Consider the following 16,841-nt stretch of genomic DNA (forward strand, 5'->3'; position numbering starts at 1 on the left):
AGGAAGAGGATTTGCCAAACTTGAAAATAGTGGAAATGCAGTGTCTATTTTAGAAGCATTCAGATAGAAAACAACGATAACAATACAATATCCGGTCTGAGAGTACGGTTGCTGTGTTCTTCCCGAAAATTTATTTTACAAAAATACATCCCAAGAGTTAAAATTCACTTTAACTCTTAGGAGGCAGGACAAATTTGTAAAACACCGGAACGGTTCCGTCCCGGTGTTTCATATGCATTCATTCCATAATGATTTAGGGAATAATCACATCAGTTTCAATCAGACGAGGATGAATCTTTTTCGCTTTTTCATAGGTTTCTGCTGTGTTCACAGAGTATACATGTAGTTTTAGGCCTGCTTTTCTAATTTCTTTAGCACTTTCTTCATCTACATTTTTAATCGATGTTGTATAAATGGCATTTTCATATTGCTTTAACTCTTCAATATCGCTCTCTAGATTGGTTAATGCATTTCCAAGGAATGTTACAGTTGCTTCTGGGTACCATTCGTTAAATTGATCTCGAATGTCATCATTACTTAAGACAAAAAATGAATGATTTAATACTTTCGCTTCTTCAGCTTCTTCCATAAGACCGTCTACGAATTCCTTATCATGCCAATCACCTTTTGAGCCGTCAAAATTGATACCAACATCGTATTTATGAGCTTCGTCTAATACATCTTCTAATGTGGGTACTTTATATTCTGTGACATTTCCTGCTTTATCTTCTATTTGAACACGTTGAATTTCTTCTAATGTCAAATCTTTCACATTTCCAGTACCAGTCGTGGTACGATCAATCGTTTTATCGTGCATTAAGATATAATGACCATCCTTTGTTTGTTGGACATCAATTTCAACAAAGCCATATCCTAATTTTCCAGCCTGAGTGATCGCCTCTAATGTGTTTTCAGGAGCTGCCACTTGAGCGCCACGGTGAGCACTTAACTCTGTTTTGCTGCTTTTTAACCAGTTATCACTCGGTGCTGCACTTGCAGCAGTTCCAAATAGAGATGTCGCCAATACAAATGGTGCAGCTAATGATACAATGGTTTTCTTCTTCATTTTTCAACACTTCCTATTCTTTTAATAATTTCTTTTTATCAAGACAGAACTAAGCTTGTGCTACTGCAAGTTGCTGTAAGGTTTGCTTTCCATTCTCTACGTTGAATGAAGCACGGGTTTGAATAGGGGCGCCTGGTCTATTGACATATGGAAGCACCATAAAATCGGTTTGCCAGTTTTCTGGAGTTACGGTACAGCGTACATATCCGCGTTGATTGTTATTAAATTTAATATGCGGGTTTTCAGCAAGGGCAAGTTTTAAGGAATTATTGCTATCTGCGCCATTCCCTCCTGATGAAATGGATGTGCCAACAAACTCTACTCCGAGATTAGCTGAATTCGGATCATTGAAATCAGCTTTTATTTCATTCGCCCAGTTGTTGTGTTGATCACCAGTCAAAACGACAAGATTGGAAATCCCTTTTTCTTGGACAAAATGTAAAATACGGTCTCGTGTAGCCGAATATCCATCCCATTTGTCCATATTTATTTCCTCTTCAACCCCTAATTTGTTATCTCGCTTTGCAAAAAACACCTGCTGTGCAAGAACATTCCACTTAGCCTGTGAAGTTCCTAACTTATCTAATAACCATTGCTCTTGTTGTTCACCTAAAATGCTGCGGTTTGGGTCCATGGATTCTGGTGATGGCTTCTGCCAAACACTGTAATTGACGAGTGTGTCTCTAAACTGACGTGTGTCTAGTACATTAAAATCAACTAAATTCCCAAAAGACAACTGTCTGTATAATTGGATACTATTTTCATCTGGGAACGAGGTCCGTCGAAGCGGCATATGTTCATAATAGGCTTGAAAGGCAAGTGCTCTTCGTTTTAAGAAATCCTCGCGTGATTGTTTGTGTGGATCTTGAGGAACTTCTCCAGCCCAGTTGTTATCGACCTCATGATCATCAAATACAACAATCCATGGGAAGCTGGCATGTGCTGCCTGTAAATCACTGTCTAACTTATATAAAGCATAACGATTTCTGTAATCTTCAAGCGTGTAAATTTCGGGGTAAACCTCTTTGTTCGGTCGAACGTTTGAGCTATGCTTTCCTTCGTAAATATAATCACCTAAATGGACCACTAAATCTAGGTCATCCTTGGCCATATGTTGGTAAGCAGTGTAAAAGCCTGCTTGCCAGTTCTGGCAGGAAGCGAAGGCGAAACTTAGTTTATCTAATGGACTGCCGTAAGCTGGAGCTGTCTTTGTTTTGCCAGCTGGACTAAAATGATCTTGGCTTTTGAAACGGTAGTAATACCATGTAGAAGGTTTTAAGCCCTCCACTTCTACATGAACGGAATGGGCAAGTTGAGGTTTGGATAGTTCGGTTCCTCTTTTTACGACATGATTAAAATCTTCATCAAGAGAAACCTCCCATTGCACAGGGAAAGGGTGGCTTGGCATGCCTCCTCCATTTAGAGGGTCAGGTGCAAGTCTTGTCCATAAAACCACACTATCAGGTAGTGGGTCACCGGAAGCGATTCCTAGAGTAAATGGATAAGCTAGATTGCTAGAATTAGAGGACGCAGAAGATTCAGCGGATGCAAAATTGACGGGTAATGTATTCATCAATGTAGCACCTAATGCAATTCCTACTCCCTTTCCGGTTGTTTTTAAAAAATTTCTACGACCAACCTCGTCTGTAAAATGATGATTTTCCTTTTCTGTCATGTATGATTCCTCCTATCTAAGATTCAATTAAAATCATAGGTAACAATTATTAAGAGTTAATTCGAAGATTATAAACATTTGGTAAATATGTCGAATTTAGTAAAATTGTAGGATGATAGAGGAACAATGTGAAATAGGGGAATAGTTCCTTTGAGTCAGAGGTACAGGTCCCTTGACTCACGACACCAAAAAAATGAGTCAAGGAACCAGTCCCCTTACTCATTTGTAAAATATTAATAGTTTTGTAATTAACAATTAATAGTGAACTGATAGTATATTGATACCAAAGGTGCCCGCCCGTATATAGTACCTTTTTTATATTGTTAGAAAAGAATAATAAAGGAAGGGGTAATTGAATGGATCAACATAAGAGGAATAACGTAGAGACTTCAACTCAAATGAATCATGGTAGAAGAAAACTCTTAAAAACATTTTTAGCGGGATCAGCATTATTCGCACTGGAAAGTACAGGTATTTTGTCACCATCCCATACTCTGGCAAAAGCTGTTGGCGCCCAAAATTTGGGACATGCTCATCGCTACGAGGTGAAATATCCAATCGGTGCCGGATTTACTCAATCTGTTGCTTCTGGTGATCCTACTCCGAAAGGTGCTATCCTTTGGACAAGAGTTAATCCAGATGTTACAGGAATCCAAGGTCTATCTGCTGATCAATTTGATTCAAGTATGATTCAATGGTTGGCTAATAGACTTAATGCTGGAAACAGTCAACTCTCTGATCTCATTGAAACAGGACAAGTCGTAATGGTTGATATCAGTAAAACACCAGATTTCCAGCTGCCCGTTTTAACAGGATTCACGCCGATTTGGAAGGATTTTGACCATATTGTTCGTTTGGATGTTGATGGTCTGCTTGAATCATCAACCGTTTATTACTACCGATTTATCACACAAAATGGGTACGTAAGCCAAACGGGCAGATTCAAGACCTTGCCTAAAGAAACCGATGCGGTCCCTGTAAAATTCGGTTATATCACCTGCCAGGATTATACGAATGGTTATTTTAACGCATTACACCATCTTGCTGATGAAGAAATAGATTTTGTTATCCATGTCGGCGATTATATTTATGAATCGGTGGGGGATCCTTTATATCAAAGCCCGATAGAAGGCAGAAAAATTTTACTTCCGAGTGGCGGCACAAAGGCAAAGACATTGGACGATTACCGAACACTATATCGTACATATCGTGAGGATCAAGACCTCCAAAAGCTTCATGAAAACCATGCTATGATTGGAATTTGGGATGACCATGAGTTTGCGAATGACACTTATTATCCAGCGATTGCTCCAGATGACAGTTTAAGTCCTGACCCTAAACGTCGTCTTGTTGCCAATCAGGTTTGGTTTGAGTATATGCCGGCAAGGGTTCAGTTTGACAAGAGCCTTCCTTTTGATCAATCCATCCGTATCTATCGTTCCTTTAAAATTGGAAGCTTAGTAGAATTGGTCATGACCGATGAACGTCTCTATCGCAGTCCTCACCCTTGTGGACCGGAAGTAATGGACAAATATTTTGCCGTAGGCTGTGAGGATATCAATAATCCAAACCGAACCATGCTGGGTTTTGGGCAGCGGGAATGGCTTTTGGATAAGCTGACGAACTCAGAGGCAACGTGGAAAATTTGGGGAAATGAAGTTCAATTCGCCCCGTTAAAATTATTAGGACGTTACTTCAATCTTGATGCGTGGGATGGCTATGCTGCTGAACGCACATCCATTGCCAGCCATTTAAAGGCGCATCAGATTAAGAACTTAATTACGTTAACCGGCGATCTCCATACTTTTGAGGCTTCTTTAATGAAAGAAGATTATAATAAGGATCCCGATTCAGAAGCCTTTGGCGTAGAATTTATGGTAGGGTCGGTCACTTCTAGCAATTTACGAGAAGCGATTCGCAATGCTTTAAACAACCTTCCTACCAATTCTAGCCCTGTCCCTTTACCTGCTTTAGATGAGTTGATAAGTGAATTACTAGGCACATTAGGGAGTTTAAGTACGGTCACTTCCGAGTTGTTATTAGGACACGTACAAAATATCATTAAACTTGAAAATCCATCTACCAAGCTGTTCGACAGTGCCACACACGGATATGCCATTTTGGAACTTTCTCCTAGAAAGGCTGTATGGACAACCTACCAGGTCGATCAAATCGAAACCAAAGGTGCCAATAAATCCTTACACTGGCAATGTGAAGTGCCGCGAGACAAAGCGGAAATCAATGTAATGGAAAGGAACAGTTTGTTAAATATTTTTTAAAAACACGGGAACGGGTGTTTGTTATGAGTCAGAGGGACAGGTCCCGTGACTCACGGACACACCCCAAAAATGAGTCAAGGAACCTGTCCCCTTGACTCTCGACTCATTTACACAACTTAACATTTGTTTTACATAACTGTACATTTGGGTTTTACAATGATGTTCTATTATTAGGTGATTTTGTGTTGCAAAAATCGCCAAATTAATCCAAAAAAGGAAAGGAAAGTTGTGTAAATGACAAAATTGAAGAAAAGGACTAGATGGTTAAACCTGTCTATTGTTGCATCCATCGGATTATCTCTATTCTCTCCGATACAGGATGCACAGGCAGCAGAAGTAGAAAATACTGTTTTTATTAATGAAATAGAATCGAATGATACTGTTGCAGATATCGATTGGATTGAAATGATTAATACGGGCAATAGTGATGTAGATATCAGTGGATGGTTTGTTACAGATGATAAAGGTTTAGAGCGTCCGGCAGAAAATAAGGAATGGCGTATTGCGGATGGTACGGTTTTAAAAGCTGGTGAAATCCTTGTTATTGAACATAGTGATGCGTTAGATAACCTGTCTTTAGGGAAAAATGATGCTGTTAATTTGTATGATAATAGCAATACGTTAATAGATTCACATACATATACAGGTCATGCAGTGGGTACATATTCAAGGGTTCCAGACGGTAAGGGAGAATTTGTCGATCAGGAACCAACCAAAGGTAAGTTAAATATTGTAGAAAAAGAAGAGTTACCTAAACATAAATTAGTCATTAATGAGATTAATTCTTCTCCGGATGATTGGGTAGAGTTCATGAATCTAGGAACAGGAGAGATGGATCTTTCTGGTTATGAAATTCGCGATAATTCGAATGACCATCGTTGGAAATTTGCAGAAGGAACAAAACTGCAAGCAGGTGAGTTGTTTGTGGTGGATGCAAATACGGTTGGTCAAGTTTATGATGATCAGACAGGAACTTATGCTACTTGTACATTCGAAGCAGCAATTGGTATTGGTTCAGGAGACTCTATTCGTTTATATGACAAAGAAGGAAATCTATTAGATGAATATTCCTGGACGGAGCATGCTAGTTATGAAGGGGATGCAGCATTAGCATCATTCGGAAGATATCCAGACGGGACCGGTTCGTTTGTATTAACAAAAGAAACAAAGGGACAAAAAAATGATTGGCATAAACCTCAGATTGTAATCAATGAAGTAGAGTCGAACGATGATGAAACGGATTGGGTTGAAATTTATAATGTAGGAACAACAACTGTAGATTTAACGGGTTGGTATTTATATGATGATGACCCAGTAGGACATGCTGCAGATATAAATCCAGTAGCAGATGGAACCGTTCTTAATCCAGGGGAATTTTATGTTTTTGATGGAAATAAGCATTTTACATTTGGCTTAGGAAAGGCTGATCAAGTTACTATTTTTAATAAAGACGGTGTGTCTATTGCTGAATATTCGTGGGATGGACATGCAAATGGTGTATACGCACGTATTCCAGATGGAACAGGCGAATTAGTAGAGTTTGTCACTTCGACTAAGGGAAAAGCAAATATTGTAACAAATGCTGTTGTCTTAAATGAAGTCCAGTCAAAAGACTCAAATGGTGGACCTGATTGGATTGAGCTTGCTAATCCAACAGGAGAAGTTTTAGATATTTCAGGAATCGTCATTAAAGACAATGATGATGAACATCAATATGTGATCCCTGAAGGTACAACCATTCCAGCAAATGGATTTCTGGTATTAACAGAAGAAACATTTGGCTTTGGTCTTGGAAAAAATGATTCTGTACGTCTGTTTGAAAATGATAGATTAATAGAAAGCACAACATGGACAGATCATACAAATCCTACTTGGGGATTGTATCCAGATATAACTGGAAACGAGTATAGAAATACAAAAGAAGAAACGCCTGGTGCGCCAAATAAATTTGCAGATATCCCTGAAATGATTGCATGGCCAGGTAATGGAGAAGTTGTCATTTTTGACACTGAACCAATATTTTTAGAAGATTCTTCAGGCTTGGATTTCTTTAATGGCCAATTATATGCGGTTGATAATGGTACAGGGAAGTTTTGGATTTTAGACGTTGCAAAAGATGGAAAGTTAAGCTTTGCTGAAGGCTTTGAGAACGGTAAGCGTGTTCGATTCCAAAAGGATGCAGACGATGCAAAAGCAGCAGGTCCGGATGCAGAAGGAATTACAGTAGATAAAGATGGCTTTGTTTATATTGCTTCTGAACGTGATAATAATGCTAAGGGCGTTAACTTTAATACGATTTTGAAAGTTGATCCAAATAAAGAAGGCGCTGATTTAGTTGCATTACAGCAGTGGGATTTAACGGCTTCATTACCACAGGTTTCTGCCAATATGGGGATTGAAGCGGTAGAATGGGTATCAAACGCAGATGTTAATGGTAAGCTTTATGACCAAAATACGAATTCTGTTTTTGATGAGGCTAATTATCCAAATGCCATTTCAAATGGTGTGTTCTTTGTGGCATTAGAAGATAATGGTCATGTGTATGCATATGTTTTAAATGAAGATGGAAGTTCTGTACAAATTGCTGATATTGACAGTAAGCTCGGTGGAGCAATGGCTCTTGATTATGATAATTATGATAATGTATTATGGGTTGTTGCGGATAATGGATATAATAACCGTGGGGCAAAACTGTCATTCAATGGAGAGAAAACACCAGACATTATTCATATCATGCCTGCAAGTGGTGTCGATATTAGTGCCAATAATGAAGGATTTGCTATTGCAGAGGCAAGTTTTACGAAAGATGGACAAAGACCCGTGTATCGATTTAAAGATGGAGACAAATTTGGCGCTTTATCGATAGGTTCGATTGATTCTGATTATAAAGAAAATGGAGATAAAACAGGTGATGAAGGTACTGTAACAACAGGCAAGCCTGTTTGGGAACAAGGAAGCGATAAGGATCTAGTAATCATTGTGGATGTGGATCATACAAAATTTAAGGATCTTTATCTAAATAATGAAAAGGTAGACAAAAAATTCTATAAAGTAGAGCAAGGTAGTACGAAGATCACACTTTTAAATAGTTATTTAAAAACACTACCTGTAGGTGAACATACACTTAGTATTGAGTTTACAGATGGCACGGTAAACACGACCTTATACATTGTTAAAGATCAAAATGAACAAGATCATAACGATGACACAGCCAACAAGGATCATGATGATAAAGTCAATCATGGTGGTCAAAAGGAAGCAGAAAAGAATAACCCGGAAGGAAATAATAAACTTCCTAATACTAGCACTCAATCATTTAACATGATTGTATTGGGATTAATCTTGATTATTACCAGTGCAGTTTTGTACTTTCTTGCAAAAAGAAGAGAAGTGAAATAGAAGGATAGGTGAGTCAAGGGGATAGGTCCCTTGACTCACTTAACGTCCTACTAGAATGGAAAGGAATTTTTGAAAACCAAAGGTAAATGTATGTGAACAGAAAAAGTACCTGTAACTCGTCGTATTTGATTAGTTACAGGTACTTTCTTTTTATAAATTAATATTTTCTGGATCAAACGTGACCTCAGGTAAGGTGGCAATTATCCTGTGTGCTAATTGACGTTGGGCACCTCGACTTGTGAAGAGGGAGGGTTTGTTATTTGACCGTAGTGAAATCGTATTTAAGGGGTTTTAGCAATTCTATAAAGGAACTGCCGCTAATTAAATAAAAGAGCCTTTTCAATTAGAAAGGTGCTTACTTAAATAGCGATCGGCGTACAGTGCCTAGTATAGTAAATAGATAAACAAATCAATAAAAAAGGCCACCATTTTCATAGTAAAATGGAAGTACCTATCACAGAACTTCCAAACTACAATTCCCTACCACAAGGAGATGAAAATGATGGCGTATAACTTATTCAATCATATTCAGGGCAAAAACGGAAGTCGATGGGCACAATTTATTAAGGAAACAGGTACAGAAAATTTATTACTAGTGGCGATTGATGCAGCGAAATACACACACAAGGCTATGATAGCTACATTTTATGGGGACATAATAGTAAAACCATTTGAATTTGACTCATCTCTAACGGGATTTGAGATTCTTAAAAAGAAAATTCAAATTGAGGTTGAGCGCATGGGCATGAAGGCGGTAGTTGTGGGAATTGAAACAACAGGACATTATTACGAGGATCTAGTAAGAAGTTGTTTTTCCGAGAGGTATCACGTCCGCATTTTGAATGCAGCGACCACAGCTCGAGAACGAGAAGCACTTTTAAATTGGTCAAAGACCGATAACCTAGATCTCATGGCCATACTACAGTCAATCATTCACGGGCGTGGGACGTCAAACGAGCTTCCTAGCGGAGGAGTTCATACACTACAAAAATTGACACGTGCTCGCCGTGAGTTAGTCCAAGAACAAACTGCTACTAAGAATCTTATTCGCGTTTATGTGGACCATATATTCCGTGAGTTTCAAGGGAAAAGTGTGTGGACAAAAGGAAAACGTGAACATGTACAACCGTTATCAGATCTCTGGGGAAAGTCTTCGCGCTATTTAATGCGTCATTGTCTACATCCAAGTGACATTCTTTCCCTTGGAAAAGAGGGATTACGGGCTCTTTCGATTCGTAAAAATCTTAAATTACGAGATCAGTCAATTGAGTGTTTAGTTAATTATGCAAAACAATCAATCTCTCAACCAAAGGAATTTGTAGAGGCAGAACAATTTTTGCTTATTCAAAGTCTCGATCGACTGGATTTAGTGGAAAAACAAATTCGATTATTAGAAAGAAAGATTGAAGACTTATTTGTTCAAACTGAAGGAGTTGTAATCATAAGTGTTCCTGGAATTGGGGTTGTAACTGGAGCTGAATTATATGCCGAAATGGGCGATATTTCAGACTTTGACCATGCGGGGCAACTGATTAAAATGGCAGGAACTAATCCTATTGTTAAGCAATCCGGAGGAAAAAGGCCTTCTTATTATGCAATATCTAAGCAGGGTAGGCGATCTTTCCGCAATATAACTTATCAAGTGGGAAAATCCTTAGCCGCAAATAACCCCGAAATGAAACAGAAATATCTAGCTCTAAAAGACCGTGGAAAACTTACAGGTCAGGCGTATATAGCTCTCGGAAACCGAATGATTCGTCTAGCCTTTTCTATGATTAAGCATCAAACATTATACCGTACAGACAATCCAGACTACGTTTTATACGATCAAATTTACAAGAAACTGCATATCGCAAACGTAAAAAAATTTTATGAAAAATTTGTAGTACCGGCACAAATAGCATAGACCTTGTCGTTTATTTCAAAGTATTTTCGCCAATTTATACTTGTTAATGTCACTAGACCATTCTTTTAATTAAATTGATTTTTAAAAAATGGAGCTCCTCTAGGACGTTAGATCACATTGTTCTTAGTGCCTGAGGCTCTTGACCTCGTGTGCCAGCGTTATGGATCTTGTCCTGCAAGTACGAATAATACGTGAAAATCTAAGTTTACATTTACTAGGTTGTATCCTCTGCAGGGTGAAAACGCAAGATCCCTTTCACGTTCTAGAGGAGCTCTATAATAATTCTGTGATAGTTGAACTTTCTTCCAAAAAATGGAAAGTGGAGTTTTACTTAAAATCGGCCTTTTTTAGGTAAATTTCAACCTTGACTTATTTACCATTATACGCTGGCACTGCACATCAAAAAATATAGAAGGTCTTGTTGGATAATAAATGGTCATTATGACCGTATAACTATCTTCCCACTTTACTCATTGTCAAGAGATAGAGTGTAATAATTTTTACATATTTATTCCCAGTTTTTTTTACGTGAAGTTAATTTAATTATAATTAAATTCGAAATTCTCCTACATAATTAGACAATAACCTAATAATAGTCGTCAAATAATTTGGTAGGAGGAGAAATAATGAATTCTTTTGGGAACAAGTCCTCACAGAGAAAACTTCTAACAGCACTTATGGTAGGGGCAGTGACAATCCCCTTTTTTCAACATGTTCCATATGTACAAGCTCAAGCAAATACTGCGTTAATTGAAGGTACGGTTTATGTGGATAAAAATGAAAACGGGAAGCAAGACCAGGGGGAAAAAGGGTTAAAAGGGATCAGTGTTTCAGATGGAATACATATCACAAAAACGGATTCAAAAGGAGACTATACCTTACAAGTCGATCCTGATAAACGTTTGACAGATCTTGTGTTTATCACGACACCAGATGGATATAAAGTTCCCTTAAATGACTACAAGGTGCCACAGTTTTATCGTGAGCTAGAGGGCCTTCAAGCGGGTCAAGAAAGAGAAGTTAATTTTGGATTACTGAAAAATAGTGAAAGGAATAAAAGTCATTTTGAATTTGCCACGATTACGGATGTTCATGTTAGAGATAATAGTGTAAATAATCGTGAGAAATTTACCGATCAAATTTTGCAACTGAATGAATTGAAGGACAGCGCTGACTTTTTAATGGTTAGCGGAGATTTAACGCATTACGGTACAGACGAGGAGTTTCAAGACTTTATTGCTGCCAGCTCACAATCAGAGCTTCCTATCTACCCAGCTCCAGGAAATCATGATATTACAAAAGGAAATGATTATAAAACAAGAATCGATAATTATCGAAAATACATGGGGCCAGAATGGTATTCCTTCGATCACGGAAATAAACATTTTGTCATTTTAGAGAATCATCTCGGTTTTGAACAAGAAGATCAGCTGAATTGGTTGAAAGAAGATCTAAAGCTAAATGCTAAAAATAAACAAGTAATTGTGGTTACACATATTCAATTGAACGCTCCGGATACCCCCGAAAACGGCACGGTGGATTTTTTAAACGTGTTAAAACAATATGATACAAAATTAATATTGAGTGGACACACACATGTGAATGATATTTCAGAAGAAGTTATTCCAGGAGCTAAGCATGTCGTAACAAGCACAGCTAATTCCAATACAAACGATTATTCTCCGGCAGGATATCGACTCATTGATCTATCGAATGATGATATCTCAACACAATTCAAGATGTTTAGTATGAAGGAGCATATTTCAATGATTCATCCTTCACCAAAAAGTGTCGTATCCCAAGAAAAAACAGAAGCTGTTTTTAATGTTTTTAATACATCAAGTACAGTTGAGAAAGTAGAATACAGAATCGGAGAGGGTGCATGGAGAAAAGCGAAGCAAAATGGCGAGTGGACATGGACCTCCCAACTTGATCCTTCTAAGTTAAGTGAAGGAGAGCATCAACTTGAAGTTCGTGCAACTGACAACAATGGCAACACATGGAATCAGACTTCCACTTTCACTGTCGACAACGAATATCAAACACTTGATCCAGAACTCGGTACAAATTGGACGATGTTTAAGGGGAATCCGTATCATTCAGGGGTAAGTGCTGATCCACTTTCACCAACCTTAAATCTTGCCGACGTTTATCAAACAGACGGTGCCATCTTAACATCATCTCCTGCGATCGTTGATCAAACAGTTTATATTGGAGTAAGCGACCAAAATGATGTGGATCACAATTATCTATTAGCCTATGATCCAGAAACAGGTAAAGAAAAATGGAAGTTTCACACAAATGCACAAATTCAGGGCTCACCAGCGTATGAAAACGGAGTTGTTTATGCACCAAGTGTCAAAGGTACACTTTATGCGGTTGATGCCGAAACAGGACTTAAAAAATGGGAAAAATCCATTGGTATTGAAAAAGATGGAATTCAAAGGGGCAGAATGTATGCTTCACCGAATGTTTCAAATGGTTTTGTTTATCAAGCATACAGTGTCGATCATGCAAACGAAAAGGGTAGTTATATGATGAAGCTAGATGCTAATACAGGTGAAGTGATTTGGAATAAAAAAATGGAGAATGATCATTTCATTGCAGCATCACCCATCATTGATGAAGAAAATGGACGATTATATACGATAGCCGGTAGCAGCTATCTGTATGCGATGGACCTTGAAACAGGGAACATTATCTGGAAAAAACGCCCTCCTTTATCTAGCTGGTCCCACTCCGTTCCAACCTACCAGGATGGCAAAATTTATGTAGGTTTTCGAACTGGAATTCTAGTTTGTTTGGATGCCGAAACAGGTCAAACCTTATGGGATTATCAAAGTGAAGACTCTCTTGAAGGAGTTGGACCGTATATGCCTCGACAAGTAACGATGTCTTCTCCTACTGTTGTAGAGGATTCCGTGTATATGGGATTCCCAGATGGAAAAGTAATGTCTTTTAACATCAATAATGGTACGAAAAAATGGGAGTTTCAAGCCAATCATGGAATAGCCTCTTCTCCAGTAATTAGCGGGGATACGCTGTACATTGGTTCTTATGATGGACATGTTTATGGATTAAATCGACATAGTGGAGATCAAACTTGGAAATTCCAAATCGGAGCTCCCGTTATTTCTACACCAGCCATCTCTGGTAATTCTCTAATCGTTGGGGGATATGATGGGAATTTATATACGTTTACATCAGGGACATAAGCGGATTCCCATCTTGTCTCTGGATAAGGTGACTAGCACGCCCCTGATGCTAATAGAAGTACTCGCCTAGGATATTATGAATCTAGTTTTTACATCCTATTTGTTAAAAGCATATGATCTAAAGATACAAAAGGATAAAAGAAGTCCAGTGGGAGAACCAATGACCTAGAACGACTGATAAGGTCTTATCTTAAGTGTTCATCCAAATAGAAAGGCTGATCGTTCAGGCTTGGATGAACGGGTGATGAAGCAGACTTTAGACGTAGCATCATGTCATAACGATTACACCAGCACTTCTGTGAATAGAAAACCCAAACTGATGGTCGTTTCACTTTATATTTTGAAGGATGAGGAGTTGTGAATGATGGAATTTAGTGAGAATAAGAAAATAAAGCGTAGTGAGTTTTTGAAATTAACGGGTATAGGTGCGGGTATGTTTTTTCTTAGTAGTCTGCCCTTTACATCAAAAATAGAAGCTAAGGCAGCAGAACAGGAATTTTCATTTGCGATTTTTGCTGATTCTCATACCGCTCCTTATTTTCCAGCAAGAAGTGAGTGGTTAAATAGCATATTTCAAACGCTGCTTTCAGAAAAACAACCTCCAGAGTTTATCTTGCATTTAGGTGATGTCGTTGAAGCCGGCTTGCCTGATGAATATAAGGAGTTTGAGAGATTAGTACCTTCCTATTATCAAAGTAAAATCTACGCCACACAAGGAAACCACGAAGCTCGCTGGGACGAGTGGGCCGGGGAACTGTTCAGTAAATATATGGGGAAATCACAGTATTCCTTTAATTACGGAGGCATACACTTTATCGCACTAGATCCAACGCAGTTACTTCAAGAACCAGGGTATTTTACACAAAATCAGTTGGATTGGTTGGCAAATGATTTAAAACAAACGGGGAAATCTACTCCGGTTATTATCTACCTTCACTATCCAATTGGTGATAACAATTATTACATTATTAATGAAGGAAAGCTTTTCGAAACAGTAGAGTCATATAATATCCGAGCTGTATTTACCGGTCATGTTCACAAAGACAATGTATGGAAACAAAATGGCATTCATATTTTTAGCTTAGCCGCGTTAAGAAATGGTCCTTATTTTCAATTGATCAAAAAACGTCAGAATCCTCAGGGTAAAATGGTACTAGATGTGATCAGTGCGTCCATTGTAAATGGTGCACTGTCAACCAAGTATTTGGATGAAGTTCCTCTGACAGGGGCAAGACCTGCAGAAACGGAAAAGCCATTATCAATCAAATTTTTCACAGAAGGTTCCAGTAAAGAGGGGGCAGAACTAAGTGTAAATCTACATCCGCACCATCAGGCAAGTACGGTTGAATACCAGTTCTGGCCTGATGCTCGATATGCGGGAACGGATCAGGGAAACTGGCAGGAAATGACCCCGGATCATCATCATAAATGGACAGCACAAGTCAATACTGATCTGCCTCCCGGTGAGTACCAGTTGCAGGTTCGTGTCCATAATCACCAGAAAAGCTGGTGGGATTCGTTTCTTTATGTACAACTGCCTAATAAAGCGGCGCAGAAGAGAATCCTTTGGGAGAAAAATGTTCAGTCCCCAGTTCAAGCTGGATTAGCAGTTTTGAGTGTTTCGGATTCGCAAAACATCCTAATTTCAGCGAATTCGGACGGGCTTATTAACGGAATAGATGCAAAAAATGGTAGACAAATTTGGAGTTTCCAAACGAATGGCCCGGTTTTAGGAACTCCTCAAATAAACGAGGATGTTGTTTACATCGGTTCTAGTGATCGAAAAATCTATGCTTTAAATGGAAAAAACGGACAACTTTTATGGAATGTGAAGTGCCCGCAGCCTGTTCTAGGATCTGTTCTTTTAACGGAAGATCAAGTGTTAGTACCATCGGGAAATCAAATGCTTGCTTTGGAGCGGAATTCAGGGAAGATACAATGGCAGGTAAAAGTAGGGGGATTTACAGCTGGACAACCTGCTGTAGACAATGAGGCGGTATATTTTGGCGCAGGTGATGGCTACATTTATGCCCTTTATCTTCAGACAGGTGAGATCAAGTGGAAGGTTCAAATTGTAAGCAGGGCCAATGCGTACAGTACCCTTATCAATAGTGCGTGGGCTACCCATGCTACCGTTATACCAGATCAACTAGGTCATCCATCCATTGTATACGTCTCGACGGTATCGGCTAATTTTGCCTTAAACCGGGAAACGGGGAAGGAATTGTGGAAATATACACGTGGCTTTCTCTATTCAGCCCCATTAATTGTGAAAGAAAGTGGATCTGATCCTGTGGCAATTTTGGCGAATGAATGGGGGGAGGTATCTTCCATCAATCCTTACACCGGCAAAGAATACTGGAAAACCACTTTAGCGCAACGAATATTCGATGCCTCACCCGTTCAAAAAGGGGAACTCGTCTACATTACAGGAGTCAATGGATTGCTGTCTGCGTTAAATATCAAAACAGGTGCTGTGGTGGATCAATACCATTTTGCATCCACTTACGCCTACTCCACACCAGTTATTGTAGGGGAGCAGATTATTCAAGCTGCACAGGATGGGATTGTTCGTTCGATTCAGATCCCGTTACAGCGAGACCTCGGTTTTTTTGATCGTTGATTGATTTATACAACGGAAAGAGGACAACAAACCAATGATTGAATTGAGTGTTTGGGCTGATGGGAAGAAGGTAGACTATAACCATCCCTGTGCTCCGGCTGTAATCGTTATTCCTTAATCAACAAGTCGCTGTGACTTGTCTCGGTAAGTAATAACAAGCGATGAAATCAGTTTCACTTTATCATTTTTGATCAAGAAGAGCAGTTCATTCAGAGCGGACAGTCTCAGTCACTGTTCGCTTTATTTTTTCTAGTTTTGATTTGAATCTTTTTTCTTATCCGCCAGTTGTTGGTTTGGTAAGAATTTCAACTGTGTTTTATATAGTAGATAAAAACATTAGTTCTAATGGGTGGAACAAAAGCCAGGCGGGGCAAGTGGGTTAATGACAATTCTGTGGGACAAAGGGACGGTCCCTCGACCCACATGAAGTAGGAATGTCCAACTAGCCTTGGGCGTTATATAGTTTGGTAGGGTAGGGTGAGATGCTATGAGTATGAGTGGTTCGACAAGTCGCTGTGGCTTGTCGATTTCTTATTTTAAAAATAGTGATAGTCAGATTTCACATCAATTTTATTTGTGAAACAAATTGTGTAACAAGATTTTTCGGTAAGTGACAGGCACGTTTCTTTTTGAATTCTCTTATGAATCTAGTAAAAGCAACTTAAAAATTTACTATCT

Annotated in this window: 7 protein-coding genes; 5 read left to right on the top strand and 2 right to left on the bottom strand. The window is 38.8% G+C overall.

The genetic code is table 11. The features are described 5' to 3' along the window. Positions 1-253: 253 nt before the first annotated feature. Together Q5760_RS09815 and Q5760_RS09820 are read right to left on the bottom strand one after the other, a co-directional pair. A complete protein-coding gene (locus Q5760_RS09815) occupies positions 254-1,066 on the bottom strand; it encodes a glycerophosphodiester phosphodiesterase (protein ID WP_428912002.1) in 813 nt (270 codons plus the stop codon). A gap of 49 nt (positions 1,067-1,115) precedes the next feature. Continuing rightward, on the bottom strand, positions 1,116-2,741 hold the full coding sequence (locus Q5760_RS09820) for an alkaline phosphatase D family protein (protein ID WP_428912003.1): 1,626 nt from the start codon (positions 2,739-2,741) through the stop codon (positions 1,116-1,118). Between the two features lie 356 nt (positions 2,742-3,097). On the opposite strand from Q5760_RS09820, the gene Q5760_RS09825 reads away from it, so the two are divergent. From Q5760_RS09825 to Q5760_RS09845, 5 genes are all read left to right on the top strand, one after another. Further along, complete coding sequence (locus tag Q5760_RS09825; RefSeq protein WP_428912004.1) at positions 3,098-5,020, top strand: alkaline phosphatase D family protein; 1,923 nt, start codon at positions 3,098-3,100, stop codon at positions 5,018-5,020. Positions 5,021-5,254: 234 nt separating this feature from the next. Further along, positions 5,255-8,419 (top strand): lamin tail domain-containing protein, encoded by a 3,165-nt coding sequence (locus Q5760_RS09830; RefSeq protein WP_428912005.1) that lies wholly within the window; start codon positions 5,255-5,257, stop codon positions 8,417-8,419. A gap of 502 nt (positions 8,420-8,921) precedes the next feature. Continuing rightward, positions 8,922-10,325, top strand: a complete 1,404-nt coding sequence (locus tag Q5760_RS09835; protein ID WP_428912006.1) for an IS110 family transposase — start codon at positions 8,922-8,924, stop codon at positions 10,323-10,325. A gap of 626 nt (positions 10,326-10,951) precedes the next feature. Continuing rightward, positions 10,952-13,540, top strand: coding sequence for a PQQ-binding-like beta-propeller repeat protein (locus Q5760_RS09840; RefSeq protein WP_428912007.1), 2,589 nt, complete (start codon positions 10,952-10,954; stop codon positions 13,538-13,540). A 364-nt stretch (positions 13,541-13,904) separates the two neighbouring features. After that, the gene (locus Q5760_RS09845; protein ID WP_428912008.1) at positions 13,905-16,163 is read left to right on the top strand and encodes a PQQ-binding-like beta-propeller repeat protein; all 2,259 of its coding nucleotides are present in this window, start codon (positions 13,905-13,907) and stop codon (positions 16,161-16,163) included. The last annotated feature ends 678 nt before the right edge of the window (positions 16,164-16,841 follow it).

This window comes from Niallia sp. Kr1 (assembly GCF_050389805.1).
GTDB lineage: Bacteria > Bacillota > Bacilli > Bacillales > Cytobacillaceae > Bacillus_BD.